Source organism: Paraburkholderia phenazinium, assembly GCF_900100735.1.
Taxonomy (GTDB): Bacteria; Pseudomonadota; Gammaproteobacteria; order Burkholderiales; family Burkholderiaceae; genus Paraburkholderia; species Paraburkholderia phenazinia.
This window is the reverse complement of sequence record NZ_FNCJ01000008.1, coordinates 162,952-188,703: the sequence shown is the minus strand read 5'-3', so window position 1 is coordinate 188,703 and position 25,752 is coordinate 162,952. Positions and strand designations below refer to the sequence as shown.

The window sequence follows — 25,752 nt, the reverse complement described above, 5'->3', positions numbered from 1 at the left end:
GGCGAGGGCTATCCCTGCGCCCCCAACTCCTCCAGAAAATCCTGCGCCCGCTGCGACAGGTGAGGCGCAAGAATCAGCGCCCTGGCAGCGGCGACGGCCACGCGTGGGCGGGCCGCTTCCTCCAGTGAGTCACTCGCCGCCGCCAACCATTCCGGAAATTTTTCCATTAGCGCGTCGATCAGCACGGCCGCCTGGCGGCGGTCCTTGTCCGCCTTGAGCGCGTGCGACGCAGTGCGCAGCGTGCTGACGATCAGCTTGTGAAGCGCAAACCGCGCCGGGTCCGGCAGCATCACCGGAATCGCATGTTCCTTGCCGAGCACAAAGCCCTGTGCCGGGTTCGACACCAGGTATTTGAAGTAGGGCAGGCCGGTTGCGTGTGCCCGCAAGTGGGGTAGGGGCCTGGTCTCGTAAGCCTCGGTGCCCGGTACGAGCAGATCCACTTTGAGGGGCTGTCCACGGGCCTTGAACGATGTCGAGGGCCTGCGCGAATCCAGTTCGGGCACTTCGAGAAAGGGCAGGCTGCTGTCGCGCAGGATATCCAGAAAGCTGCGCTCCTCCGGAATGGCCACCGAAATGGTCCCTGCGCTGCCGATATCGATATCCTCGGTCCGGTAGTTCGTGGGCAGGTGAACCCCGAGGCTGTTCAGCAGCGCGCCGAAGGCATGGGAGCCCACCAGCACGCCGCCATGGCCGAAAATGCCCGCATTGAAAAGCGTCGCAATGGTGAGCGCAGACGAGTTGTCCGCCGCAGCAAAGCCTGCCTTGCGCAGCACCTGAACGTCGGCGCCGAGGGCGCGCATTTCCGCGCTCTCCAGCAGTCTGGCTTCGAGAGCTGCCTCGGTATCTGGCTCTCCCGCGCGGCCCAGCGAGGTTTCCTTGTGTTTTCCCGAGGCCAGATACACGCGCCAGTAGAGGTACGTTTTGCCGTCGACGGTCTTTTGCGCGGCCGATCCCGGGGAATGCAACGGAACGCGCGCTTGCGTGCCGGCGCGCTCGGTCACCGAGGAGTACAGCGTTTGCAATGCGTCGTTGTGAAAGTCGGCCATGAACGATACCGTTTATACCTTACGATCTTATCTTAGGGTATAAATCATGCCCGGTCAAACTTATACCTTGTTATTAAATGTTAAGGTATAAATTCGTGCAAGGTCGCTTGGTCGAGGGGACGCGGCGGCCTGCGAAACGCCCATCGTCCCTCGCCGCCGCCAACCCTCATAAGCGCCTATGATGAAGTTCGGTCTACGCCCGCGTCTGTCGCGCTGCGTGGCATGCATCGACCGCCGCCGAACCCGCAAGAACCCGGGCGTGACCGTGTTGCGGCAGGCGTCCAGGTGAGTAGCACAGCAGCGCCGACAGGGCACCTATGGAGAGAGCGATGAAGCGCAAGGCATCAGCGGTCTGGCAAGGCGGCCTGCAGGACGGAAAAGGCACGATTTCTACTGACAGCGGGGTTCTGAAGGACACCCAGTATTCGTTCGCGACGCGTTTTGAGAACGGCATCGGCACCAACCCGGAAGAGTTGATCGCGGCGGCGCATGCCGGGTGCTTCTCCATGGCGCTTTCGGCGGAGCTGGGTAAGGCGGGTATCAAGCCCGAACGCATCGGCACTACGGCCACCTTGACGCTCGACAAGGCCGACGGCGGCTTCGCCATCAGCGCGGTTCATCTCGACGTCAAGGTGAAAATCCCCGGCGGCGACCGGGCTGCGTTCGAAAAAGCCACGGCGGACGCCAAGGCCGGTTGCCCGGTCTCCAAGGTGCTGAAGGCCACCATCACCATGGATGCGACCCTCGAAACCTGAGCGCAGGACAGCAGATAAACCGTTCCACGTAGACAGGCACGTGGGCGCCGAGCCGGCGCCCACGCTCACATTGGCGGCGCGACCCCATCCTTTTCGACCACCACCCGTTGCGCCACAAACGCCCCCTGCGCCGCGGGCGTGGCGACCACGAACACCTTCTTCCCCGCCGTCAGATCGGTGCGGTTAGCTGGTGTAAAGGTCACGACCGGTACATTCGGCGGCACCGTCACCACGTTGTTGCCGCCCTTGTACGACAGCTTCAGATCGCGGCCGTTGGTGCCCTCGGCCACCTCGTCGACGTTCGCGTTCGTCATCGAGCTGTTAGGCCCCAGGTCCCACGCGTAATGACCTTCACCGGTGCCGCGCGCGGCTTCCGGAAACACCACCACTTCGGTGGCGGTCAGCTTGCCGTCGGTTCCCGTGGTGGCTGCCGTGCCGATGAACGAGCCGGGTTTGATATCGGCCAGTTGCATCGCCTTGACCGCCGAAATGCCGACGTTCGGCGCCAGGTCGATCGAGACCGTATCGCCGCTGCGGCGATGCACCTGCAGGACGTCGCCGTTGAGCGAGACGACTTCGCCGCGAATCCGCGTGGGTTTGACGGCTGGCGTCTGCGCAAGCGCAACGCCGGCGAATGCTAGCGTCACAAGGGTAACGCCGAGTTTCAGGCGAATGGACATGGAACCTCCGTGCAATGTGGTTGAGTTGAAAGTCAGGATGCCGCTCAGGAACCGCCGAACCAGTTGTAGCCCTGGTTCTCCCAGTAACCGCCGGGATATTCGTTCGTCACCGTGATCGCGACGATATGCTTGGGATTCTTGTAGCCGAGCTTGGTGGGCATGCGCAGCTTCATCGGAAAGCCATACTTCTGCGGCAGCACCTGGCCGTCGTAGGTGAGCGTAAGCAGCGTCTGCGCATGCAGCGCGGTGGGCATGTCGATACTTGTCCAGTAGTTGTCGGCGCAATGCAACGCGACGAAGCGCGCGGTGGTGTCGGCGCCGGCTCGCTTGAGGAAATCGGCAAAGCGCACGCCGCCCCAGCGGCCAATTGCGCTCCATCCTTCAATGCAGATATGCCGCGTGATCTGATCCTGCTGCGGCAACGCGTGCAACTCATCGAGCGTCCATACGCGTTTGCCGTTCGCGAGACCGCCTACCTGGAGGCGGTAGGTGGCGGCGTCGACGTCCGGGACATCGTCGATGTCATAGAACGCGTTGAAGGGAAACGGCCGCGTGATCATCGACTCCGGATAGGTCGGCGCCATCCGGTTCGGATCGAACAGCAGGGCCTGCACCTCGTCGTTGAAGAACGAGATCCGGCGCAGCATCGTATTGACCGACTTGTCGGTATTCAGATCGCAGCCGGATAGCAGGGCGAGCCCGCCGAGCGAGAGAATCCGCTTGCCGAGCAGGCGCCGCGCCGGATCCTTCAATGCCTTGTGGGCATCCTTGAGGATGGCATCGCCATGCGACGCTAGCGTGCTGCCCGGTTTGCCGTGAGGTTTGCGTAGCGCCATGTCTAGCGTCCTCGAATCATCAGAAGCAGCGAGCGCGGCACCAGCGCGACCATCACGACATGCACGGCGAAAAAGGCCACCAGCACGCTCATGCAGACGAAGTGCACGACGCGCGCATTGTCGTAGCCACCCATCACTGTGCGCAGCAGAGGAAATTGCACCGACTTCCACACCGCCAGCCCCGACAGCACCAGCAGCACGATATCCACGATCACCACCAGATAGGCGAGCTTCTGGATGGCGTTGTAGCGTGACAGGTCGTTGTGGGTGAGGCGGCCGCGCAAAGCCGCGAGCGTATCGGCGGCGAGCGCCCGAAAACTGAGCGGCAGCAGTTTGTCGCGCAGCCGTCCTGAAACCAGATTGAGGCCAAGGTAGACGAGGAAGTTCGCCACCAGCAGCCACATCACCGCGAAGTGCCAAAGCAGCGCACCGCCGAGCCAGCCCCCCAGGGTGATCGCTGCCGGAAACTGCAGGGCAGGAAAGATCGGCGAGGCGTTATAGACCTGCCAGCCGCTCATGACCATCAGGATGACGGCCAGCGCGTTGACCCAGTGCGTGATGCGGACCCACACGGGTTGAATCGTGGTGTGACTCAAAGGTCTCTCGCGGTTGGTGGCGTTGCGCGTGGGGCGGGGCGCCCACGCGGGCCGGCCGCGCGTCGACGCCCGCGCGGGCGCGTCGCAGCTAGCTCGGCTTCAAGACGGCGAACACCGTCCGGCCACGCTTATTCCAGCGAAGCGAAAAGAATTTTTCTTACGGAAGGATAACGGCCTGGATGCGCGGAGGATCTTACGGACGCGTGTCTTGCTGAGCCATGCGAATCAGCGTGGAGCGGTTGCCGACACCGAGCTTTTGGAATGCGCGGTCGACGTGGGTGCGCACGGTGGTGTACGAGATGCCGAGGCGCTCGGCGATCTGTTTGTCGAGCAAGCCTTCCATGATGAGGCTCACCACTTCCTGCTCACGCGCGGTCAGGGCTTTGAGAACGCGCTCTGAAATCAGACGGGTCTGAGCCGGCACGGCTCCACTCAAACCGGCCGTCGCGCGAGCGCGGGCAAGCGCGGTCGTGAAGGCTGGGCGAATCAGTTCGGCCAGCGCGAGATCGTGGTCCGAGAAATTGTCGCGCTGCTTGCCGCGCCAGATGCGCAGGTCGCCAATGTTCGTATCGCCCGACCACGCAAAAATGTCCATGCCCCAATGCAGCCCGTCGCGGCGCAAGAAGTCGTTGAACAGCTCGGTGCGGACGAGTTCCTGCTGGGGAATCACATCGGTTACGCGCACCGCTTGCCGGCAATCGTGCAACAAGGGGGTGACCGTGTCGTGATACTGGTAGTAGAGCTCGTAGTCGGACAGGTTGTCATCCGACATATTGAGTGCGACGCGATTCACATACTCTTTCTTCGTCGCATCCCATACGTACGAGCCGAGGTAATCCGCGCGCAGCAGATCCAGCATTCTGACGCCGACTTCCCGGCGCATTAAATCCTCCGGCAAGGCGTCGGCAAGAACGGAGAAGATGTCTGAGACCACAGCGGTCTCACGGCTTGTCAGATACATGGTATTCCGGACCGCTCGAAAATCGGCGTGGAGCCTGCGCCAGCTGTCGTCTGGCCTGAAAGAATCAAATTAAGAAACAATTGCCGGCCAGCTTACACGGCCAAAGTTAATGATTCAAGCAGCCAGCGAAAATGCCGTTAAACCGTGAGCGTGATAGTTTCCTGGCGGCCGGGAACGTGCGTGAATGCGGGTCCCGGCTCGCCACCATTTGCACGTTTATTTTTAGCCATCGAGGAGCAGTATGTCGTTTATTCCGAATCTTCGCCGTCGCCCACATCCTGTTGCCGCCGATTTCACCGCCGCGGCGCTAAAGAGTCCCAGTTTTGGCTACATCGATACGCTGTTCGACTACGGCGCCTATCTGAGTGCTGCGCCCGACGCCCTTGGGCGGGTGCCGCCGGCAGCGGCGAACGGCACGATCGCGATTATCGGCGCGGGCATCGCCGGGCTTGTCTGCGCGTATGAACTGCTGCGCGCAGGCGCGGCGAATGTGGTGCTGTTCGAAGCCTCGGAGCGCATCGGCGGCCGTGCCTGGAGTTCGCCCTTTACGGAAGCCGCGCCCGAGTTTCTCGCCGAGTTGGGCGCGATGCGCTTTCCGCCCAGCGAATATAGCCTGTTCCACTATCTCGACCGCTTTGGCATCCAGGCCACCTCGAGCTTTCCGGACCCCGGCGCGGTTTTGACCAACCTCGGCTATCAAGGCAAGACCTATACGTGGCCGGCACACGGCAATCCGCCCGATATGTTCGCGACGGTCAACGCCGGCTGGAGTGCCTTCATCAGCCAGGGCTTTACGCCGGAGACCGGACCCGCGCTGATTGCGCCGGTGGCAATTACCGAACTGCTGCGCAGCGGGCAAAGCGCGGCGGCACGCGAAGCCTGGCAGGCCTATATCGATGCGTTCGGCAACGAGAGCTTCTACAGTGCGCTGTGCCGAATGTTCGGCAGTGCCAACCCGCCGGGCGGCAAACGCTGGAGCTTTCCTCAAGACTACGAGCTGTTCGGTGCGCTCGGCGTAGGGTCGGGCGGTCTGGGGCCGATGTACCCGGTCGCCTTTCTCGAGATCGTGCGGCTGATGGTGGATGAACTCGAAACCGACCAGCTGTTCATTCCCGCGGGGATCGAATCGCTCGCGCGGGCATTTTCGTCACAGGTTTTCGGGCGGCGCTCGATCGCACAACGCGTGATCAAGACGGCGGTTTCGCGGATCAGCCGTGACGCGACAGGGGTGAAGCTGTGGCTTGCGGACGGCACCACGCACTACGCTGAGCGCGTAATCGTGACTGCTAGCACACGTGCCATGCAGATCGACATGGCGCTCAATGCAGCAGGCTCATCGCTTTCGCCGCAACAGTGCACGGCAATCAGCGATGTGCATCTGACGAGCTCCTCAAAGGTCTTCGTGATGACCCAGCGCAAGTTCTGGCTGGACGAGAGCCTGCCGGCCAACATTCAGACCGACACGTTGGTGCGGGGCGTCTATTGCCTCGACTATGCGCCGCAGAACCCCAATTCAGCCGGCGTCGTGCTGCTCAGTTATGCGTGGGAGGATGACGCGATCAAGCAGCTGGCATTGGGCGAGAACCGGCAACGCGTGCAGCGGCTGGTGACGGATCTTGCGCAAACCAACGCGGCATTTGCGCGGCATGTGGTGCCGATCGACAACGACTACGACACCTATGTGCGAGTGATCGACTGGGATCTGGAGCGCGGTTACTACGGTGCCTTCAAGTTGAATTTTGCCGGTGGCGATGGCTATAGCCAGCAACTCTTCTTCCAGTTCCAGGCCAGCCGGGACGCGTCGACCGATCCCTACATCTACCTTGCAGGCGACAGCTGCTCGTTCACGGGAGGGTGGGTGGAAGGGGCCTTGCAGACCGGGGTCAATGCGGTTTGTGCGGTGATTCGCAGCCTCGGCGGCGAATTATACGGCCCCTCCAACCCGCTCGACGACATGACGCCGCAATACGATTACGGCGGGCGCGCGGCGAGCTGATTGACGCTTTTAAGCCGTGCCAATCGTTTGCGCAGCCCATTTTAGATAAAAAAAGACCCGCGCAAGGCGGGTCTCATCTCTCAGGTTCTGCGGCGCCCTATGTATCAGGTGTTGTGTATGCAGTTTCGCCGGGTCCGGCATCTGCTTTGGATCCGGTACTCCAAACGAATATACCCGATGCATATTCTGGCTCCATCCTCATTTCTGAGGACAAAAAAACGCCAGCTTACGCTGGCGTTAAAAGTTCTGGCTATTCCGAGGGCTGCCAGAACCTGAGAGACGGTGCCGCGCGACGGGCGCACAGATGCGTGTGTCGCAGCGATGAGTGAAGATGATTCAAAGAACTGCACGTCCCCTAATCTTACTGCTAAATCGTCTTCAGGAAATCAAAATCAACAAGCTGTCAGATTTCACAGCTATTTGTATCAACTTCAATGCACTATAAATACGCTGCGGGCGCGATGCGCAGTTATCACGCAGCAATCTTGTGCGGCTTGCATGTGAACGCGTGGAGCGGATCGCTAGATCAACCCGGTAGCGACGGCCTTGACCACGGCTTGCACCTTGTTGGTCGCGGCCAGTTTCAGCAGCACGTTGTTGACGTGAAAATTGACCGTCCGCTCGGAGATACTGAGGATCTTGCCGATTTCGTATGAGGTCTTGCCTTCGCCAGTCCAGCGCAGTACCTCGCGCTCGCGGGCGGTGAGCGGCGTGCTCACTTCAGGCACGAGTTTGCTTTCGAGGAATTGACCCATCCGCATGTGACAGAGATTCGATAGCCAGTTGGCCGGCAACTGAAGGTTCTCTACCTCGCTGGGCGATAACGGGTCCGCATGGCGCGACATGGTTAGCAGTCCGAAGGCACCATGGGCCGTCCAGCTGGATTGGGCAACGCCGACCTTGATGCCGAAATCCCCGGCGTCGGACCACAAGCGTGGTGCTTCGTCGTACATGGCGTAGGGCCAGACGATCAGATTAGTGTTGCGCATGCCCTCGCGCACGGTTGGGTCGATCTCGAGAAAGCCGCTGGTTTGATAGTGCGTCATCCAGCCAGGTGGGTAGGAATCGAAAATCTTGACCGCCGGTTTCGACACCGGCAGCGGCATGCGAATCCCGTAGCAGCAGTATTCGAATCCAAGCTTCCTGGCGAACGACGTAATTTCCTTGAATAGTGCGTATTCGTCTCTGGCAGCGTAAAACGATTGGTAAGCATCCTGAAAATACGATTCCATTTCAGATCCCCCGATCTAACAACCTTTTATCGACAAAAGCCCGTCCGATTCCGCCAAAGACACAGGCCCGATGAAACTTTCTGCGCTGCGTTTCCATCTCCCATCGTCCGACGGCTATATCCGTGTTCCCGAGGCCATGTTGAGCCGCCTGACGCTGGCGCATGTGTCGTCGGGACTCGACGCGGAGTTGTTGGCCGATCTGCGCGCGGATGCTATTGAAGCGTTTAATGCCGGTTACACGGAATGGCAGGGCGCAATTCACCCCCTGACATCTCACTTCTCAGTTGCTTGGGATTGGTATATCGAACGCACGTCAGGTGCGTTCTTGATCGCCTGGGGCGACGTGAGAAGCAACCTCATGGGCGTCGATCGCTCAGGTACCGATCTGGGAATGGTATGCACCGCGCAAGCGCTCATACGCCGGCTCATCCGTTTGAACTGGTCGCATACAGTGGCAGCCACCGTTGCGCCGCACACAGGTATACAGCAGGAGGTTTTCCCCCCTGTTTACCGTCACTAAGTGCCGCGGCAGCCATGCATCGGTTACGAATATCCTGCTGTTTATTTATAAGCAAAAGGGCCGCGCTTTGCAATCGTAAATTCGTTTTTCGGTAAAGCATTTCAGCGGCCGAAAATTTTTTGTCATAAAGCCCTGTCAACTCTGTCAGTTACCGCGTGCTTTTCCACGGGCTCTAATTCGCTCGATAAAAAGAGACCCCGGGGGCATCATGCGGACTGACATTCACGACGATGGACGGTTGCCCGACGGGGTGGGCGACGCGCTTGCTCAGTATCGGCACGAGATCTTCGTCAAGCAGCTCGGCTGGCAGCTACCGATGGCGGATAACTGCTACGAGCGCGACCAGTACGACCGCGACGATACGGTCTATGTGGTCGGACGTGACGAAGCCGGTTCGATTTGCGGCTGTGCGAGGCTGCTGCCGACCACCCGGCCGTATCTTCTCAAAGAGCTGTTTCCCTTTCTGCTTGCGCAGGGAATGGACGCGCCCGAATCGCCGGAGGTCTGGGAACTGTCGCGCTTCGCGGCAAGTCCACTGGCGGCTGGACAGCCCGAGGGCGAGCCGCTCAGCCGGGCGTTTCGGCCGATGCTGGCGTCGGTCGTGCGCTGTGCAGCACAACTCGGCGCGCGGCAAATCATTGGCGTCACCTACCTGAGCATGGAGCGGCTGTTTCGCCGTGTCGACGTGCACGCGCACCGGGCCGGACAAGCACAATGTATCGACGGCCGGATGGTGGTTGCCTGCTGGATCGATATCGACAGTCAGACTCTTGCGGCGCTCGATATCGAACTCGCGTGTGATGAGGCCGGTGAACCGGCTGGATGCCTGCGGCCGCAGCGTGCGCGTCAAATGGCGATGCGGCAGGCATCGTAAAAATCCGTAACGGTCGCATTCGATTTTTTTGAAAAATCTTGAATTCTTCCGTATCGACATATTAGTATCACACCCGAACGCGACACTTTGCTCGGCTGTGTGTCCTGGACGCACATAGCTTTTGCACTTTATGAGTGCACACATATAAAGAGAATAAACGAGGCATCGAATACCCGATTGGCGTCGCCTGCCTTGTTGGCGTGACGTGCAACTGGGGGTTCGCATCGCAGACTGTGTGATGCGGGCCGCGATGGCGCGGTGGCCGTCATGGATCGCATCTGCCCCGGGGGGGGGCAGGTGGCATGGGCCCGATCCAATGGTTGTACGGCCCCAAAGCGTCCGCTCAGACGGGCGCGGTATCAGTGCGCATCTGCTCAGGCAGGTGTACGGGATACGCCCATGCCCATCGAAAAACAGGTTGTTCCGCTCCCGACAGGCCGGAAGGTCTACCTCGAGCATCACGTATTCAATCCGGCTTTCGAAACCGTCATTCTGATCAACGGCGCATTAGCGACTACCGCGTCGTTTGGGCAGACAATCAAATATCTAGGCGAACGCTATAACGCGATCTGTTTCGATTTACCTTATGCGGGGCAATCGAAAGCTTTTAACGTAGGCGATTTCGTCCTGACCAAGGACGATGAAGTCGACATTCTGTTGCACCTGATCGGCGTCTTCGAACCGGCTTTCCTGCTTTCGGTGTCGTGGGGCGGGGTGGCCTCGCTGCTGGCGCTCTCGCGCAGGCAAACCAGCGTGCGGCGAGCGGTGATCGCGTCGTTCTCGCCGCTGCTCAACGCGGCCATGACCGGCTACGTGAGCTGCGCGCGCGATTACATTGCTGCGGGCGAAAACCTCAAAGCCGCACAGCTGCTTAACGATACCGTCGGCCGTCATCTGCCCCGGATCATGAAGCTCTACAACTACCGGTATCTGTCGACGCTGCCGCGCCAGGAACAGGAGCAGGTGGCGTTCCACGTCGACCAGATTCTGGCGATTCGTCCGGAGCATTACCTGCACGAATTCCGCAACATCCGCTGCGAGCTGAAGTTCATCAATGGCGAGCTGGATGAGTACACCACACCCGACGATGTGCGGACGCTGGCGATGCATCTTGCCCGCGCCGAATTCGCCACCATCGAGCAGGCCGGTCACTTTCTCGATCTGGAGGGGCGTCATCAGTTGCGGCAGGTGCGCACGGCGATCTTCGATTTCCTCGGCGAAGCGGCCTGCGGGGTGGCGAGCGAGGCGTTCGCACCGTTGCGCGTTGCGGCCGAGCGGGCCGTTGTCACTCATTCAGAACAGGTTGCGCTACCGTGAATATCGTTCAAAGCATTGCCATTGTGATTCCGTGGACGCTGTGGCTGATCTATTGGATTGCCACCTCGAAGCGGGTCAAGCAGACCGCACAACGAGAGACGTCGAATTCTCGTACCCTGCAGTCGATTCCGCTGATTGTCGGCGGCGCGCTGATCATCGTGCCGGACCTGACTGCCAGCGCGTGGGCACCTGACTGGCAGCAACTGCAGGTGGCGCAGTTCGCGGGTATCGGCGTCCTGCTTGCCGGTCTCGCGTTTTCGGTCTGGGCGCGTCTGCATCTCGGCACCAACTGGAGCGTCTCGGTCACGCTCAAGGAGGGCCACGAGCTGGTGCGCAGCGGCCCGTACCGGCTGGTGCGGCATCCTATCTATACGGGTTGCCTGCTGGCGCTTGCCGGAGCCGTGCTGATCGGCGGAGAGTGGCGCTGTGTGGCTGGCCTGTTGCTGATTTTTGCGTCGCTCGCCTATAAGGTGCGGGTCGAGGAAAGCTGGTTGACGCGTTACTTTGGCGCTGCCTATACGCAGTACCGCCGGGACGTGGCCGCGCTGATTCCCGGTCTCTACTGACGCGCGCCGGACATACAGTCATGGCCAAACTCATCATTACCGCGATCGGCTCTGCCGGCGACGTGCATCCGCTGATCGGCATCGGCGCGGCGCTGGCGGCGCGCGGGCATCGGATCATCTTTTGCACGCATGTACCGTTTGCGGAGCTGGTCGAGCAGCGCGGCTTCGAGTTCGTCCCGATCGGCACGCATGAAGCCTATGCGACGGCGATGGCCGACCCGGCACTATGGAATCCGCGCACCTCGTTTCGAACTTTGTGGAACGTGATTGCTCCGACCTTGCGCACGCATTTCGATACGCTCGCCTCGCTCGCCGACGCCGATACGGTGCTGGTGGGCACGCTATGGGCGTTTTCGGCACGGCTGATGCAGGAGGTCCACGGGGTTCCGTTGGTCTCGGTGCAGGTGTCGCCGTCGACCTTGTTATCGGCCCACGCGCCGCCTACCCATAAGCGGCTGACGATCCCGCGACGCTTGCCGCTCGCCTTGAAGGCCGGCTTGCTGAGCCTCGTGGAGCATCATGTGCTCGACAAAGTGTGCGGCCCGGCGCTAAACGCGTTGCGCGGCGAACTCGGCCTTGAGCCGGTGCGACGCATCATGGGCGACTGGTTGCATTCGACCGACGGCATCTTGTGTCTCTTTCCCGACTGGTTTGCGCCGCCGCAGCCCGACTGGCCGAAGCCGCATCTGCTAAGCGGCTTTCCGCTGTTCAACGATCTCGGCGGGTTGCCGCCCGACCCCGAACTCGAAGCTTTTCTCGCTGCGGGCGAGCGTCCGCTGGTCTTTACAGCGGGCTCGACACTGATCGATCAGGCAACCTACACACATGCGGTGCAGGAGGCACTGCGCCTGAGCGGGCTGCGTGGGATTCTGCTCACGCCGGATGCGGCGGGGTTGGGAACGCCTGGGGGCGCGAGCGATGCAACGCCCGTTGTGCACGGCGCGCTGCTCAAACGCCGTTATGTGCCCATGGGGACCTTGCTGCCGCGCTGCCGTGCGCTGGTGCATCACGGCGGCATCGGCACGGCGGCGCTCGCCTATGCCGCAGGGGTTGCACAGATCGTCACGCCGTTTGCCCATGACCAGTTCGATAACGCGCAGCGCGTGGCCGACAGCGGTTGCGGCATGCGCGTCGATGCGCCCGTCAACGGCTGGACGCTGGCGCGTGCCATCGACAAGGTGTTGAGCAACCCATCGATGGCGCTTCAGTGCGGCCGCATCCAGGAGCGCCTCGGCGTTGCCGCGGACGGCTGTGAGGTGGCCGCGGCATATATCGAGCGTTTCGTCCAGCGACCCGCTGCGTCGGCCTGCGCGCCTGGGCAGGTGGAGCGCGCGTGGTCAGAAGCGTATCAGGTGCAAGGCGCATGAGCGCTTCGTCTACCCCGGCGCAAGCCATCGCCACCGGGCCGGGCGAGAGCGGGGCGCCGCCTTCCATGCGCGGCGCCAGGCTCGCGCTGCTGACCTTCGCCTTGTCGCTGGCGACTTTTATCGAGGTGCTGGATTCGACCGTCACCAACGTCGCGGTCCCGGCGATCTCGGGCGGCCTCGGTGTATCGAACAGCCAGGGCACGTGGGTTATCAGTTCCTATTCGGTCGCGGCAGCCATTGCCGTGCCGCTGACCGGCTGGCTGTCGAGGCGGGTAGGCGAGACACGCCTGTTTGTCACTGCCGTGATCCTGTTTACGCTGACTTCGCTACTGTGCGGCATCGCCGGCGATTTCCACCTGCTGGTCGTGTGCCGTACCCTGCAGGGGCTCTTCTCCGGGCCGATGGTGCCGCTCTCGCAGACGATCCTGCTGCGCACTTTCCCGCCCGAGAAGCGCGTTGTCGCACTCGCGTTATGGGCGATGACGGTTCTGTTGGCGCCGATCTTCGGGCCGGTGGTCGGGGGCTGGATCATCGACAATTTCTCGTGGCCGTGGATATTCCTGATTAACCTGCCGATCGGCCTGTTTTCGTTTGCGGTCTGCACTGCGCTGTTGCGGCCAACCGGACGTCGAACGAAACCGGAGCCGATCGATCTGGTCGGTATCGCGCTGTTGGTGGTGGGCGTCGGCTCGTTGCAGGCCATGCTCGATCTGGGCCACGATGCGGGCTGGTTCGATTCGTCGCTGATCCTCGCGCTGGCCATCGTCGCGGTGCTCGCGATCGGCTCGCTGCTGATCTGGGAGGCGGGCGAAACGCATCCGGTGGTCGATCTGAGCCTCTTCAAGGATCGAACCTTTTCGTTCTGCGTATTGATCATCTCGCTCGGCATGATGAGCTTCTCGGTGGTCGGCGTGATCTTTCCACTCTGGCTGCAGGCGGTGATGGGCTATACCGCCTACCACGCGGGGCTCGCCACCGCCCCACTGGGCATTCTGGCGCTGGTCTTCTCGATTCTGGTGGGGCTATTCTCGGCGCGCTTCGACGCGCGGGTGCTGGCAACCTTCGGCTTTCTCGTGTTTGCCGGCGTGCTGTGGTGGGATGCGCATTTCACCTTGACGATGACCTTTACGCAAATCATTACGCCGGGCTTGATTCAGGGCATCGGCCTGCCATGCTTCTTTATTCCACTGACGGCCGCCACGCTCTCGCGCGTGCCGGACGAGAAGCTCGCGGCCGCCTCCAGCCTGTCGAACTTCCTGCGCACGCTATCGGCGGCGTTCGGCACCGCGATGAGCGTGACCTTGTGGGACAACCGCGCCAGTTACCACTACGACATCGTTGCGCAGTCGGTGACTCATGCGTCGGCCAATACCCAGCGTTTCGTGCAAGCGCTGCACGGTATGGGTATCCAGGGTACGCGCGAATTCACCACGCTGCATCAGATCGTGCAACAGCAGGCCTACATGATGGCAACCGGCGACATGTTCTTGATGGCGAGCCTCACCTGTATCGTGCTGGCCGCCATGATGTGGTTGACCCGGCCGAGACGCGGCGCCGCCGCGACGCTGGGTCACTGAGCCTATGATGGAGCGAACTGCGATGACAACCCTTGGCGCCCTGGTGGTTCTGTTTCATCCGACGGCCGAAGAACTGGCGCGGGTTGTCGCTCTGCGTGAGCGCTGCGATAGCCTGACGGTAGTCGACAACTCGCCGCAGCCGGATCTCGCTGTCGCGGCGCGTCTTCAGGCCTGCGGCATTACGCTGCTGCATAACGGTAATCGCAATGGCATTGCCGGTGCGCTCAATTGCGGACTTGCCAGCCAGTTCGAGCAGGGGGTGGATGCCGTCGCCTTGTTCGATCAGGACTCCGTGGTGCCCGGCGGTTATTTTCCCGTTATGCGTGCCGCGTGCATCGCGCTCGGCACGGGTTCCTTCCTCGCCGGCCCGCGTATCTTTGACGAAAACGATCAGCGCTTCCTGCCTGAATTGAGCACGGACGGCCTTACGGTGCAGCGTCTGAAGCTGCACGAGGGGGCCGTGCCGCAACGCTGCGCCTTTCTGATCTCATCCGGTTGCGTGATTTCGCGCCAGGCGTTCGAGACGCTCGGCCGCTTCGACGAACCGCTCTTTATCGATCATGTGGATACGGAATACTGCCTGCGGGCCTTGGCGTGCAACGTTCCGCTGTATGTCATACCGTCGTTGATCCTCTCGCACAAGATTGGTGAACGGCGCCGCCATCAGCTTGGGCCGTTCCATATGACGGCGACCAATCATCCCTGGTATCGGCGCTACTACAGCGCACGCAATGCCATGCAGATCGGGCTGCAGTACGGCATGCGTTTTCCGGTCGCCATCGTGCCGAATCTGCTGACGCTGTGGCAGATCGTGCAGGTGCTGTTGCTTGAAAAGGACAAACTCGCCAAGCTCAACGGAATTCTGCTCGGCATGTCGGATGGCCTGTTCGGTCGCCTTGGTCCATTGGAGCGCACGCGTCCGGCGCTTGCGGAGCGCTTCGCACATAGGACGCAGTGCTAATGAACAACGTTCTTCTTAAACAGTGGCTGGGGCAAGCGCTGGTGCTGCTGGTCGCGCTGACACTTGCCGGCTGCGTCGACGATGCCGGCTTGCACGCCAACGTGAAACCGTTGACGCCCGCGGCAGATGCGCTTGCGAAGACAACCGGTACCCAGACAAACGGGACGTGGCCCACGCCCGAGTGGGTCGCGCAGTATCGCGATCCGCAACTGGACGAACTGGTTGGCGAGGCGCTGCAGCAAAATCCGGACATGCAGATCGCGAAGGCGCGGATCGGCGTCGCGCAGTCGCAGCTTGAACAGTTCGCGTCGCTGACGGGACTCACGGGCACCGCAGGGGCGACCGTCACCAAGGCGCGCTTGCCGCAGCCGCCGAACGCGGCGAATGTGTCGGTGGCGGGCGAGACGATTCCCGTGCAACTCTTTAGCGATCCGACAGCGTCACCGTCAGCCCTGTTTGCAGGGCTGAGCTATCAGTTCGACCTGTGGGGCAAGAATGCCGCCATGACGCGTGGGCTATTGTCCGAGCGCGATGCCGCGCGAGTGGATGCGGAGCAGGCGCGGCTCTCGCTGACGGTCGCAATCGTCACGCTGTATTTCGAACTGGATCAGGCCTACGCCTTGCAGGACAACCTGCAGGAAAAGCAGCATGCAAGCGAATTTGTGAACGACGTGCTGCGCGAGCGGTTCGCGCGTGGCCTCGACAACGCGTACGACGCAGCGGACGCCGTGCTCAAGCAAAACCGCCTCGTCGCGCAGATGGAACTCAACGACGAACGCATCAAGCTCACGCAGTTGCAGCTAGGGGTGCTGAGCGGTCGCGGCGCGGAACGCGGACTCACGATCCGCCGGCCGCAGCTGGCTGACCTCGCGGACCTTGACGCAGCGGGACTGCCGGCTCGGTTGCCGGTCGATCTGCTGGGGCGGCGCCCGGATATCGTCGCCGCCCGCTTGCGCGCCGAGGCCGCGGTGGCGAACGTCGACTCGACGCGCGCACAGTTCTACCCGGATGTGAATCTGGTGGCCTTCGCTGGCTTAACGGCACTGACTCCTGCATCACTGTTTACCCACCAGGCGCTGACCGGCTCGGTCGGTCCGGCGATCTCACTGCCGATCTTCGACCGCAGCCGCCTGCGTGCCAAACTGGGTGGCGATTTTGCCAGCGTCGATGTGGCGCTCAGCCTGTACAACAAGGCCATCGAGCAGGCGCTAGGCGAAGTGGCGCAACGGCTGACGTCGTTGCGCACCGTCGACAAACTGGTGCAACAGCAGGCGCAGGCGGTCGACGCCGCCACGCGCATCGTCGCGGTTGCCGACCAGCGCCATCAGCGCGGCCTCGTCATGCAAAAGGACGTGATGCTGGCCGACCTGACACTGCTTGACGAGCGCGCCGAGCAGGTGGAGCTGGAGACGCAGCGCCGGATGTTGCAGGTTCAACTGGTCGCCGCGCTAGGCGGGGGCTTTGACGAGCAGAAAATTGCGGGGCCGCCGATTTCCCATTTTCAGGCTGCCTTTCCTTCACACGGCCGGATCACGGATACGCACTTCGACTGAATGTACAACGACAAGAACGATATAGACCGGGCTGGCCAGTCCCAGGCTGCCGCGCTGCGGCATGATCAGGATGCGCGGCGTGCGACGCGGCGCCGCCGGCTCGCCGTCTTTCTGGGCGTGGCCGCCGTGGTGGCGCTGGTCGCGATTGGCTGGTGGTTCTTCAATGCGCGCTTCTACGAGGAGACCGACGATGCCTACGTCGCCGGCAATATCGTACAGATCGCCGCGCAGATTCCCGGCACCGTCACGGATATCCTCGTCGACAACACACAGCGCGTGAAGGTTGGGCAAGCGCTGGTGAAGCTCGACGATACCGAGGCAAGCGTCGCTTACACCCAGGCGCAGGCGCAACTCGCGCTGGCGGTGCGGCAGGTGGCCAACGCGAACCTCTCGCGCGGCTTATATGTGGAGGCGATCAAGGCGCGCCGCGCGGAGCTGGCGCTGGCGCAGCAGGTGCTGGCGGCGCGCGATCACTCGCCAATCGAGATCGTTGCCCCGGAAGAACTGGCGCGTGCCCGTGAAACCGTGGCGGTGGCCGAGGCCAATCTCGCTTCGGCCCAATCGCAACTGGACGCGGCGCGCGCGCTCGGCAGTGGGCAAGCGGTCGAGGCGAATCCTTCCGTGCAGCAGGCAGCGGCGCAACTGCGGCTCGCGTTTCGCAATCTGCAGCGCTCGACGATCGTCTCGCCGGTCGACGGCACGGTGGGGCAGCGCTCGGTGCAGATGGGGCAGCAGGTTGGGCCGGGCGTGCCGTTGATGTCGATTATTCCGCTGGAGCGGCTGTGGGTTGAGGCCAATTTCAAGGAAGGGCAGATCCGCCATATGCGGGTCGGTCAGCCGGTGCGGATTGTCTCGGACGTGTATGGCTCGCAGGTGGTGTATCGCGGCCGGGTGGAGGGCTTCTCGGCAGGGACGGGCAGCGCTTTTTCGATGCTGCCTTCGCAGAACGCGGCCGGTAACTGGATCAAGGTGGTGCAGCGCGTGCCGATTGTGATCTCGCTTGACCCGGACGATTTGAATGCGCATCCGCTGCGTTTGGGGTTGTCGATGCAGGTGTCGGTGGATACGCATGTGCGCACGGGACAACTGATCGGCAAGGATACGCCGGCGCCGCAGCAGAATACGCGGGTGTATGAGAAGGGGGCAGGGGAGGCGGAGAAGGTGATTGCGAGGGTTATTCGGGAGAATGTGGGGTTGTAATGGGGGAGCCAGAAACCCCACCCCCAGTAGGCTTGATTTGTTGAATGGATAGTCATAATATCCATTCCCATGAGCCAAGCCACCACCTCGAAGAAGACCCGCACTACGAGCGCCCGCGGGCGCCCGCGCGAATTCGACACGGCCACGGTGCTGGCACATGCCAGCGAAGTGTTCTGGCGCCACGGCTACCACGCCACCTCGATCGACGACCTCTGCAAGGCCACCGGTCTATTGCGCGGCAGTCTTTACGGCGTCTTCGGCGACAAGCACGGCATCATGCTGGCAGCGCTCGATCATTACGCGGACGGCTCGATTGCTCGCCTCGCCGAGCGCCTAAACGCGCCGTTGCCGCCTCAGGAAGCGCTGCGCAACGCGATTCTGCATTACACCAAGGTGTCGTCGGCGCTTGCGCCGCAGCGCAGTTGCCTGATTACAAACACCACGCTGGAAATGCAGACAGACGACGAGGCGCTGCGCACCCGCATTGCCGCGATCCAGCGCCGCATGGCAACGCTGCTCGCCGCCGCCGTGATTCGCGGCCAGGCGAGCGGCGACTTCAACTCCACACTCGACGAAAAGGCCGTCAGCAATTTTCTGCTGTGCATCATCCAGGGGCTACGTGTACTCGGCCGGGTCGCGCACGACGAGCAAGAGCTAACAGCAATCGTCGACGTAGCGATGCGCGCGCTCGTGTAAATTTTTTTACCTAATTATTGAACGATCAGTCATGAATAGCGAATGCATGAAATCTACGCCAGTGGCGTTTGCCGTGCCGCGGGCGAGTGCCGCACCTGGCGCCGGCGACGTGGCCGAAGCAGCTCCGCGCTTCGAGCGTCAGGGGCTCGCGCTCGCTGTGTTGTTCGTCGGTGCGTTTCTCGCGCCGCTCGATTACTTCATTGTCAATCTGGCGCTGCCGGCGATCCATACCGGGCTCGGCGCCACGGATGCGCAGTTGCAGCTAATCGTCTCGGCGTATGCGTCCGCGTATGCCGTGCTCTTGATCACCGGCGGCCGGCTGGGCGACCTGTTCGGGCGCCGCCGCATGTTTATGACCGGCATGGCGGGCTTCGTGGTGGCGTCGGCCTTGTGCGGTTTTGCGCCGGGCGGGCACATGCTGGTGATCGCGCGGATCGTCCAAGGCATGGCCGCCGCCGTGATGGCGCCGCAGGTGCTGGCCACCATTCGTGCGGTGGTGCCGCTCGCACAACAAACCCGCGTGATGAGCTTCTACGGATTCGTGTTCGGGCTCGCCTCCATTGCCGGACAACTCGGCGGCGGCGCACTGATTACCTACCGGCCGTTCGGTCTCGACTGGCGCGCCATCTTCCTGATCAACATTCCGGTCGGCATCCTCGCGTTTATCGGCACCTGGAAATTCGTGCCGGAAAACCAGCCCGCCGTGCGTACCGGCGTGGACCTGAAGGGTGTCGGTTTGCTGTCGCTATTGCTGCTGCTTGTGATCTATCCGATGACCCACGGCCGCGAGGCCGGCTGGCCTGCCTGGACCTTTGTGATGTTTGCGCTGAGCGTGCCGGCCTTCGCGCTCTTCGTCGCCACGGAGCGGCGAGCCGAGCGTCGCGGCGGTCATCCGCTTGTCGACCTGCAATTGTTCCGCAATCCGGCGTTCGCGCTGGGCCTCGTGCTGGCCTTTCTGTTCTACTGCAACAGCGCCTTCTTTCTGACCTACGGCATCTTCCTGCAGACCGGTTTGCACTGGACACCGCTTGCCTCGGGCCTCGCCATCATGCCGTTTGCGATCGGCTTCGTGGTCGGGCCGCTGACCTCGCCCGCGGTGGTGCGGCGCATGGGTGGCCATGTGCTGACGCTTGGGTTTTCGATGATGACCGTCGGCTTTACGGTAACCGGCTGGTCGGCCACCCATGCTGCCGCGCCGGATCTGCTGTTCTATTGCGGGCTGGTGTGCGCCGGTGTCGGCCATGGCTTGCTGCTGCCGTCGATCATGCGCACCGTGCTCGCGGAAGTCGTGCCGCAGAAGGCGGGGCTGGCTTCGGGCGTGGTCACGTCGACCCTGCAGATCGGCTCGGCGTTCGGTACTGCGGCCATCAGCGGCGCGTTCTTCGGCGTGCTGGGCGGCCGGGCGACACCGGATGCGTACGCGCATGCCTTCCAGTACAGCCTCGGCATCAATGCGTTGTTGATGCTGGTGTGTATCGGCCTGAGTGCACTACTCGTGCGCCATCAGCGACTCGCTATTCACCATTAAGGTGACAATTGCAACCACAGGAATATTTCACTGCACCGTCTTAATGCGATGCGCCCTCCATTGGTGATATTCATGGATGGGTGATTGGTTTATGGGTGATTTTCGCAATAATTGATCGGATAAAAATCGTTTCGTACCTGAAACGAAAATACCAATGTCTGAGGAATCCGACTCAGCACATTTTACGGCTGCAGCGTTCGGGGACACGTAGTTTGTTCCCGCTCTCAGACCCGCCTGGCGGGGGAGGCGGAGTTTGCTGAATAGGATTTAGCTACCCGATCATTGTTTCATTCGCAGAGCCGATGATCGAAATCAAATTCCCGTCAGTGTAAATACGGTATCGTTAAAAATCACTTGCGGGCGAGAATTTCAATTGTTAATCTTGGCAAACTTTTTAAATATTTCGCCAGCCGCCTGGCTGAGACCATGGGTTAAAACAGTTCACTGCTTTCGTATCGGGGATTGATATGCTGACCGCTACTCTCGACGCATTCGATACACCGTCAATCGTGCCGCTGCATGTCGGCGACGTCGTTACGCTCAAATCGGGCGGCCCGCGCATGACGGTCACCTATGCGGGTCCCGTTGCACTCACTACAGGTGATTGGGTGGTTTGCCAGTGGTTCGACGACCAGGGCGAATTGCGCCAGGAGATGTTCGAGCAGGAGCGGGTCCAGCTCGAACCGCGCTCCATTCCGGCAGGCTCCGTGAAACTGGGCAGCTTCGGACGCGTCGCGCACCACGGCTGATTCGCGCTCAGTTGCCCTCGGGCAACTGAGGCTGCCTTGAGGGTGCCCGACGTTCCCCGCGGTCGCTCTCGCTTGCCCTGATTCGCGTCGCCCTGCACTCAGGCTGCCAGTGGCTTACCTACGGCCTTGGCCATTTCCGTGGTCGAGGCCCAGCCAAGTCCCTCGTAAAGCGGGCGCCCCATCTGCGTGGCGTGCAAAATCGCATACGGCAGACCCCGTTCGCTAAACGCCGCCTCCGAGCGGTCCATCAAAGCGCGTGCAATGCCGCGCTGCCGGTGGCTCGGCTCCACGTAGACATTCAGCACGTAGCCGCGCCGGTCCTGCTCCGGGTGCAGCGGATGCGGCGGCCAGTCGATTTCCATTAGCCCAATCCCCGCCACCGGCGTGTCGCCGTCCAGCGTGATAAAGCCGAAGTACGAGCCATCGGCGAGCCGCGGTTGCAGCCACGTGCGGAACGCCGGCGTCATCTGGTCGAGCAGGGCGGCGTCGCGTCCTGCCTCACGGAACATTTCATAGCGGTGGCGGCAGATCAGATCGAGATCGCCGGCATTGAGAGGCCGGGTGTGCAGCATGATCACCGCCGGGCTTCCGTTGCCATGCGCACCGCGAGGCCGGCAAGCACGGTTCCCATCAACCAGCGTTGGACCAGAATCCATCCGGGACGCCGCGCGAGAAACACCGCGATCGAGCCGGCCATCATCGCCACCAGCGAATTGATCGTCAGGCTAAACGCAATCTGCACCGAACCCAGCACCAGCGATTGCTCCAGCACGTGGCCCTGTTGCGGATCGATGAACTGCGGCAGCAGCGAGAGATACAGCACGGCGATTTTGGGGTTCAGCAGGTTGGTGACGAAGCCCATGGCAAACAGCTTGCGCGGGCTGTCGGCCGGCAGGTCGCGCACCTGAAACGGCGAGCGCCCACCCGGTTTGATGGCTTGCCACGCGAGCCAGAGCATATACATTGCGCCGCCGAAGCGCAGCGCGTCATACGCAAACGGCACGGCCAGCAGCAGGGCCGTGATGCCGAGCGCAGCACTGAACATATAGAACACGAAGCCGAGCGCCACACCGCCAAGCGAAATCAGGCCCGCGGTACGCCCCTGGCAGATCGAGCGCGAGACGAGGTACAGCATGTTCGGGCCGGGCGTGAGCGCCATGCCGAGCGCGACGAGACCAAAGGTCAGCAACTTGCTGAGTTCAGGCATTGCAGGGCTCCAGTGAGAGTAATGCGTCGGTTGATCGGACCGGTCGATTATTTCATGCGTGGCGAAAAGCGGGCAATTAGCCGGACGGCTGGGTGGGCAAATGGTGAAATATAAAGGGAGGCTGCCCAGGAGCCCAGGAGCCCAGGAGCCGCGGCGACGTGGTGCCGTGGCGACGTGGGCCGCGCAAAAAGGTAGCGCGAGCGCTCAGCGCTCGTTTTTATTCCGGCTCGTCCGGCTCTGCACGCGTTGAATCAACATGGTCGAAAAGGTTCGCATCCTGACGACGCGCCGCGTTTCGTTCACTTCGGTGGCGACGTCTTTCGGCGGGTTCGGCTGCAGCGCCCAGTACAACGCGGCCAGCCAGCCGAAACCGGTCCAGCCGAGGCAGGCGTTGAACAGCGCAAGCGTCAACAGGTCGTGACGCTTGCGCCGGTCCGCAAGAATCGCCGGCAGGAAGTACACCCCGAGTGCGATGACCGCAGCCACCGCTTGAACAACTGTGCTGCCCAGCATCGCGGGACTCCCGGCGTAGTGCCAATCTTCCAATTGTCGCGCGATTGTGCAATTCGCGCAGAGGGGACCTGCCGCGCCCACGTTTTCGCGCTCCTGGCCTCAGTTTCAGGAATGTTGCGACGCGGCGTCCCGGCAGCTTTGCACACCCCTGGCCGAATGGGGGACTTCAGGGCGGCAGCGGAGAGGACTATCATGTACGTTTTGACCGACCGACCGGACAGCCAATATGATTTCCGACGACACCACCCAGCAGGCCAGGAAGATCAACCACGACACGCTACGCGAGTTCGTGGATCGCAAGTGGAACGACGAGATCGTGCCGGCGCTCACCGACTATATCGCCGTGCCCGCCAAGAGCCCGGGTTTCGACGCGGACTGGGTCAAACACGGCTTTATCGACCGGGTGGTGACGGACGCGGCGCAATGGGCCGAGCAACAGCCCGTGAAGGGCCTGAAGCTGGAGGTGATCCGCTTGCCGGGCCGCACCCCGGTGATCTTCTTCGAAACGGCGGCCACCCGCTCGGGCAGCACCGAGACGATCGTGCTGTATGGCCACCTCGACAAGCAGCCCGAGTTCGACGGCTGGCGTAACGACCTCGGCCCGTGGACGCCCAAGCTGGAAGACGGCAAGCTCTACGGCCGCGGCGGCGCGGACGATGGCTATGCGATCTACGCGAGTCTGACCGCCTTGGCCGCGCTCGACGCCCAGGGCATCGAGCGGCCGCGCTGCGTCGGGCTGATCGAAACCTGTGAGGAGTCGGGCAGCTATGACCTGCTGCCGTATGTCGACGCGCTGCGCGAGCGGCTCGGCAAAGTGGGGCTGGTGGTCTGTCTCGATTCCGGCGCCGGCAACTACGACCAGTTGTGGCTGACCACCTCGCTGCGCGGCCTTGTCTCTGGCGACCTCGAAGTCCATGTGCTCGACGAAGGCATTCATTCGGGCGGCTATGGCGGTATTACGCCGTCGAGCTTCCGCATCATGCGGCAACTGTTCGACCGTCTCGAAGACGCCTCGAACGGCAACCTGTTGCCGAAGGGCTTCCATGCGCCGATTCCGGCGGACCGACTGCGCGAAGCGGAAGCCACTGCCCAGATTCTGGGCGACGACGTCTGGAAGAAGATTCCGTGGGCGTGCGGCCAGGACGGCCGCCAGGTGCTGCCTACCACGACCGATCCGAAAGAGGCGCTGCTCAACTCCACCTGGCGTCCGTCCCTCTCGGTGACGGGAGCGGCCGGTTTGCCGGCCATCGCCGATGCCGGCAATGTGCTGCGTCCGCGCACCGCCTTCAAGCTGTCGCTGCGCCTGCCGCCGCTGCTCGATGCGGTCAAGGCAGTCGCGGAACTGAAAGCGCTGCTCGAGTTCGATCCGCCCTATAACGCCAAGGTCACTTTCAAGCCGGACGCCGGTGCGGCCACCGGCTGGAGCGCGCCGGAACTGGCGCCGTGGCTCGCCTCGGCGCTGAACGACGCGTCGCGCCAGCATTACGGTGCGGACTGCGCCTATATGGGCCAGGGCGGCACGATCCCGTTGATGAACGTCTTGAAGGAAGGCTTCCCGCATTCGCAGTTCATGGTGTGCGGCGTACTTGGGCCGAAGTCGAACGCACACGGGCCGAACGAGTTCCTGCATGTGCCCTATGGCAAGAAGCTGACGGCGGCGGTGGCCGATGTGATCGCCGCGGCGCCGTGATTTGAGCGCTCCGCGTGCAGTGCAAACGACACCGCTCAGGATTGCGGCGTCTTCGCTGCACGCGTTCGTTGCGGTTATTCCCGCGGCGCCTTCAGTGCGCCGCCTCTCGCGCCATATCTCACACCATGTCGCGCGCGCATTACATTTCCTGACAGTAAAGAATTACCGTCGCTCCCCTCTGTGGCAATAAATTCCGTATTCGAGCGCTTTCCGATTTACTTTTCGGATTGACGCAATGGTTTTTGCACGTCCTATTGCACGTCTTCTGGTGCGCAATCGTTTGCGCGTGCACGTCCCCTCTCTGTTTGAAACTTCCTCCGCACCCCTCCCGCCAAGGGATTGCAAGGACGACTTGTGTTCGTCCGTTAGCAAACCCGCTCCCACCATATTGAGGTCTGCTTTAGGCTCGACTTGCATTACCGCCGTTTAACCTTAAAGGACCACTAAAAATGAATCTTCACAACCATCACGCCTGCCGTCCGTTCCTCGAAGCGGGTAATTTGTCGCAGATTTCCGCCTACTACGAAGAGGGGCGCAACATCATGTGGATGATGTTGCGTGCGCAGCCGCGTCCCTGTTTTAACCTTGAACTGGTGCACGATATTCTGGGCCTCGCCCAGGCCGCGCGTGAGTCAGGTTTGCCGATCGACTTCTGGGTGACGGGCTCGCTGATTCCGGCGATGTACAACGTCGGCGGCGATCTCGACTTCTTTGCCGAGACCATCCGCGCCGGCAGGCGTCAGGCCTTGATGTCGTACGCGCGGGCTTGTGTCGATTGCGTGCATGCCGCGGCACGCGGCTTCGATACCGGCGCGATTTCGATTGCGATGGTGGAGGGGACCGCGCTCGGGGGAGGCTTCGAAGCCGCACTCGCACATCACTTTCTGCTCGCGCAGAACGACGCGCGCATGGGTTTCCCGGAGATCGCCTTCAATCTGTTCCCGGGCATGGGCGGATACTCGCTCGTCGCCCGCAAGGCCGGCATGCGCCTCGCGGAAGAGCTGATCGGCACCGGCGAGTCGCACACCGCGGAATGGTATGCGGGCAAGGGACTGGTCGACCAGTTGTTCGAACCGGGTGAGGCCTATGTGGCGACGCGTACCTTTGTCGACACCCTGCGCCCCAAGATGAACGGCATTCGCGCCATGCTGCGAGCCCGTCAGCGGGTGCTGCAGCTCTCGCGCGCCGAACTGATGGAGATTACCGAAGACTGGGTGGAGGCCGCGTTCACGATTGAAGAGAAGGATCTGGCCTTCATGGAGCGGCTGGTGATGCTGCAGAACCGCCGCACCTCCAGCCTGCGCCAGACTAGCGCAAACATTGCCTAGCTGG

At 62.1% G+C, this 25,752-nt stretch carries 25 protein-coding genes; 16 read left to right on the top strand and 9 right to left on the bottom strand.

Going from position 1 to position 25,752, the window contains the following annotated elements; all coding sequences use genetic code 11:
• Window positions 1-8: 8 nt before the first annotated feature.
• Entirely contained in the window at window positions 9-1,001 is a 993-nt protein-coding gene (locus BLQ92_RS19430; RefSeq protein ID WP_244106279.1) for a GSU2403 family nucleotidyltransferase fold protein, read from the bottom strand.
• A 374-nt stretch (window positions 1,002-1,375) separates the two neighbouring features.
• Between BLQ92_RS19430 and BLQ92_RS19425 the strand changes: the two genes are divergently transcribed.
• Window positions 1,376-1,801, top strand: a complete 426-nt coding sequence (locus BLQ92_RS19425) for an OsmC family protein (RefSeq protein WP_090686160.1) — start codon at window positions 1,376-1,378, stop codon at window positions 1,799-1,801.
• Between the two features lie 65 nt (window positions 1,802-1,866).
• On the opposite strand, the gene BLQ92_RS19420 is transcribed toward BLQ92_RS19425, so the two are convergent.
• From BLQ92_RS19420 to BLQ92_RS41100, 4 genes are all read right to left on the bottom strand, one after another.
• Entirely contained in the window at window positions 1,867-2,481 is a 615-nt protein-coding gene (locus BLQ92_RS19420; protein ID WP_090686159.1) for a hypothetical protein, read from the bottom strand.
• Window positions 2,482-2,525: 44 nt separating this feature from the next.
• Complete coding sequence (locus tag BLQ92_RS19415) at window positions 2,526-3,317, bottom strand: molybdopterin-dependent oxidoreductase (RefSeq protein WP_090686158.1); 792 nt, start codon at window positions 3,315-3,317, stop codon at window positions 2,526-2,528.
• A gap of 2 nt (window positions 3,318-3,319) precedes the next feature.
• The gene (locus BLQ92_RS19410; protein ID WP_090686157.1) at window positions 3,320-3,913 is read right to left on the bottom strand and encodes a cytochrome b/b6 domain-containing protein; all 594 of its coding nucleotides are present in this window, start codon (window positions 3,911-3,913) and stop codon (window positions 3,320-3,322) included.
• 193 nt (window positions 3,914-4,106) lie between these two features.
• Window positions 4,107-4,874, bottom strand: a complete 768-nt coding sequence (locus tag BLQ92_RS41100) for a helix-turn-helix transcriptional regulator (RefSeq protein ID WP_090686156.1) — start codon at window positions 4,872-4,874, stop codon at window positions 4,107-4,109.
• 241 nt (window positions 4,875-5,115) lie between these two features.
• Between BLQ92_RS41100 and BLQ92_RS19400 the strand changes: the two genes are divergently transcribed.
• Entirely contained in the window at window positions 5,116-6,870 is a 1,755-nt protein-coding gene (locus tag BLQ92_RS19400; RefSeq protein WP_090686155.1) for an NAD(P)/FAD-dependent oxidoreductase, read from the top strand.
• 521 nt (window positions 6,871-7,391) lie between these two features.
• Here the strand turns inward: BLQ92_RS19400 and BLQ92_RS19395 are convergent.
• On the bottom strand, window positions 7,392-8,102 hold the full coding sequence (locus tag BLQ92_RS19395; RefSeq protein ID WP_090686154.1) for an autoinducer binding domain-containing protein: 711 nt from the start codon (window positions 8,100-8,102) through the stop codon (window positions 7,392-7,394).
• A 70-nt stretch (window positions 8,103-8,172) separates the two neighbouring features.
• On the opposite strand from BLQ92_RS19395, the gene BLQ92_RS19390 reads away from it, so the two are divergent.
• From BLQ92_RS19390 to BLQ92_RS19335, 12 genes are all read left to right on the top strand, one after another.
• Window positions 8,173-8,622 (top strand): DUF4902 domain-containing protein, encoded by a 450-nt coding sequence (locus BLQ92_RS19390; protein ID WP_090686153.1) that lies wholly within the window; start codon window positions 8,173-8,175, stop codon window positions 8,620-8,622.
• A gap of 208 nt (window positions 8,623-8,830) precedes the next feature.
• Window positions 8,831-9,496, top strand: a complete 666-nt coding sequence (locus BLQ92_RS19385; protein WP_090686152.1) for an acyl-homoserine-lactone synthase — start codon at window positions 8,831-8,833, stop codon at window positions 9,494-9,496.
• A 399-nt stretch (window positions 9,497-9,895) separates the two neighbouring features.
• Entirely contained in the window at window positions 9,896-10,813 is a 918-nt protein-coding gene (locus BLQ92_RS19380; RefSeq protein ID WP_090686151.1) for an alpha/beta fold hydrolase, read from the top strand.
• Entirely contained in the window at window positions 10,810-11,379 is a 570-nt protein-coding gene (locus tag BLQ92_RS19375; protein ID WP_090686150.1) for a methyltransferase family protein, read from the top strand. Before BLQ92_RS19380 ends, BLQ92_RS19375 begins: the two co-directional genes overlap by 4 nt.
• A gap of 20 nt (window positions 11,380-11,399) precedes the next feature.
• Window positions 11,400-12,746 (top strand): glycosyltransferase, encoded by a 1,347-nt coding sequence (locus tag BLQ92_RS19370; RefSeq protein WP_090686149.1) that lies wholly within the window; start codon window positions 11,400-11,402, stop codon window positions 12,744-12,746.
• Window positions 12,743-14,323, top strand: a complete 1,581-nt coding sequence (locus tag BLQ92_RS19365; protein ID WP_090686148.1) for a DHA2 family efflux MFS transporter permease subunit — start codon at window positions 12,743-12,745, stop codon at window positions 14,321-14,323. Before BLQ92_RS19370 ends, BLQ92_RS19365 begins: the two co-directional genes overlap by 4 nt.
• A gap of 22 nt (window positions 14,324-14,345) precedes the next feature.
• Window positions 14,346-15,284 (top strand): glycosyltransferase family 2 protein, encoded by a 939-nt coding sequence (locus BLQ92_RS19360; RefSeq protein ID WP_090686147.1) that lies wholly within the window; start codon window positions 14,346-14,348, stop codon window positions 15,282-15,284.
• Window positions 15,284-16,837 carry an efflux transporter outer membrane subunit gene (locus BLQ92_RS19355; protein WP_090686146.1) on the top strand — a complete coding sequence of 518 codons (1,554 nt, stop codon included), beginning with the start codon at window positions 15,284-15,286 and terminating at the stop codon, window positions 16,835-16,837. The genes BLQ92_RS19360 and BLQ92_RS19355 overlap by 1 nt, the downstream gene beginning before the upstream one ends.
• Entirely contained in the window at window positions 16,838-18,037 is a 1,200-nt protein-coding gene (locus tag BLQ92_RS19350) for an HlyD/EmrA/EmrK family protein (protein WP_090686145.1), read from the top strand.
• Window positions 18,038-18,106: 69 nt separating this feature from the next.
• On the top strand, window positions 18,107-18,733 hold the full coding sequence (locus tag BLQ92_RS19345) for a TetR/AcrR family transcriptional regulator (protein WP_090686144.1): 627 nt from the start codon (window positions 18,107-18,109) through the stop codon (window positions 18,731-18,733).
• Between the two features lie 31 nt (window positions 18,734-18,764).
• Complete coding sequence (locus BLQ92_RS19340; RefSeq protein WP_090686143.1) at window positions 18,765-20,261, top strand: MFS transporter; 1,497 nt, start codon at window positions 18,765-18,767, stop codon at window positions 20,259-20,261.
• 467 nt (window positions 20,262-20,728) lie between these two features.
• Entirely contained in the window at window positions 20,729-21,010 is a 282-nt protein-coding gene (locus BLQ92_RS19335) for a YodC family protein (RefSeq protein ID WP_090686142.1), read from the top strand.
• Between the two features lie 98 nt (window positions 21,011-21,108).
• Here BLQ92_RS19335 and BLQ92_RS19330 read toward each other — a convergent pair whose 3' ends face one another.
• From BLQ92_RS19330 to BLQ92_RS19320, 3 genes are all read right to left on the bottom strand, one after another.
• Complete coding sequence (locus tag BLQ92_RS19330; protein ID WP_090686300.1) at window positions 21,109-21,582, bottom strand: GNAT family N-acetyltransferase; 474 nt, start codon at window positions 21,580-21,582, stop codon at window positions 21,109-21,111.
• A 2-nt stretch (window positions 21,583-21,584) separates the two neighbouring features.
• On the bottom strand, window positions 21,585-22,217 hold the full coding sequence (locus BLQ92_RS19325; RefSeq protein WP_090686141.1) for a LysE family translocator: 633 nt from the start codon (window positions 22,215-22,217) through the stop codon (window positions 21,585-21,587).
• 204 nt (window positions 22,218-22,421) lie between these two features.
• Window positions 22,422-22,730: a superinfection immunity protein gene (locus tag BLQ92_RS19320; RefSeq protein WP_090686140.1), complete on the bottom strand. Its 309-nt coding sequence runs from the start codon at window positions 22,728-22,730 to the stop codon at window positions 22,422-22,424.
• Window positions 22,731-22,956: 226 nt separating this feature from the next.
• Between BLQ92_RS19320 and BLQ92_RS19315 the strand changes: the two genes are divergently transcribed.
• Both BLQ92_RS19315 and BLQ92_RS19310 read left to right on the top strand, forming a co-directional pair.
• A complete protein-coding gene (locus BLQ92_RS19315; protein ID WP_090686139.1) occupies window positions 22,957-24,420 on the top strand; it encodes a M20 family metallopeptidase in 1,464 nt (487 codons plus the stop codon).
• Between the two features lie 449 nt (window positions 24,421-24,869).
• On the top strand, window positions 24,870-25,748 hold the full coding sequence (locus tag BLQ92_RS19310; protein ID WP_090686138.1) for a crotonase/enoyl-CoA hydratase family protein: 879 nt from the start codon (window positions 24,870-24,872) through the stop codon (window positions 25,746-25,748).
• The last annotated feature ends 4 nt before the right edge of the window (window positions 25,749-25,752 follow it).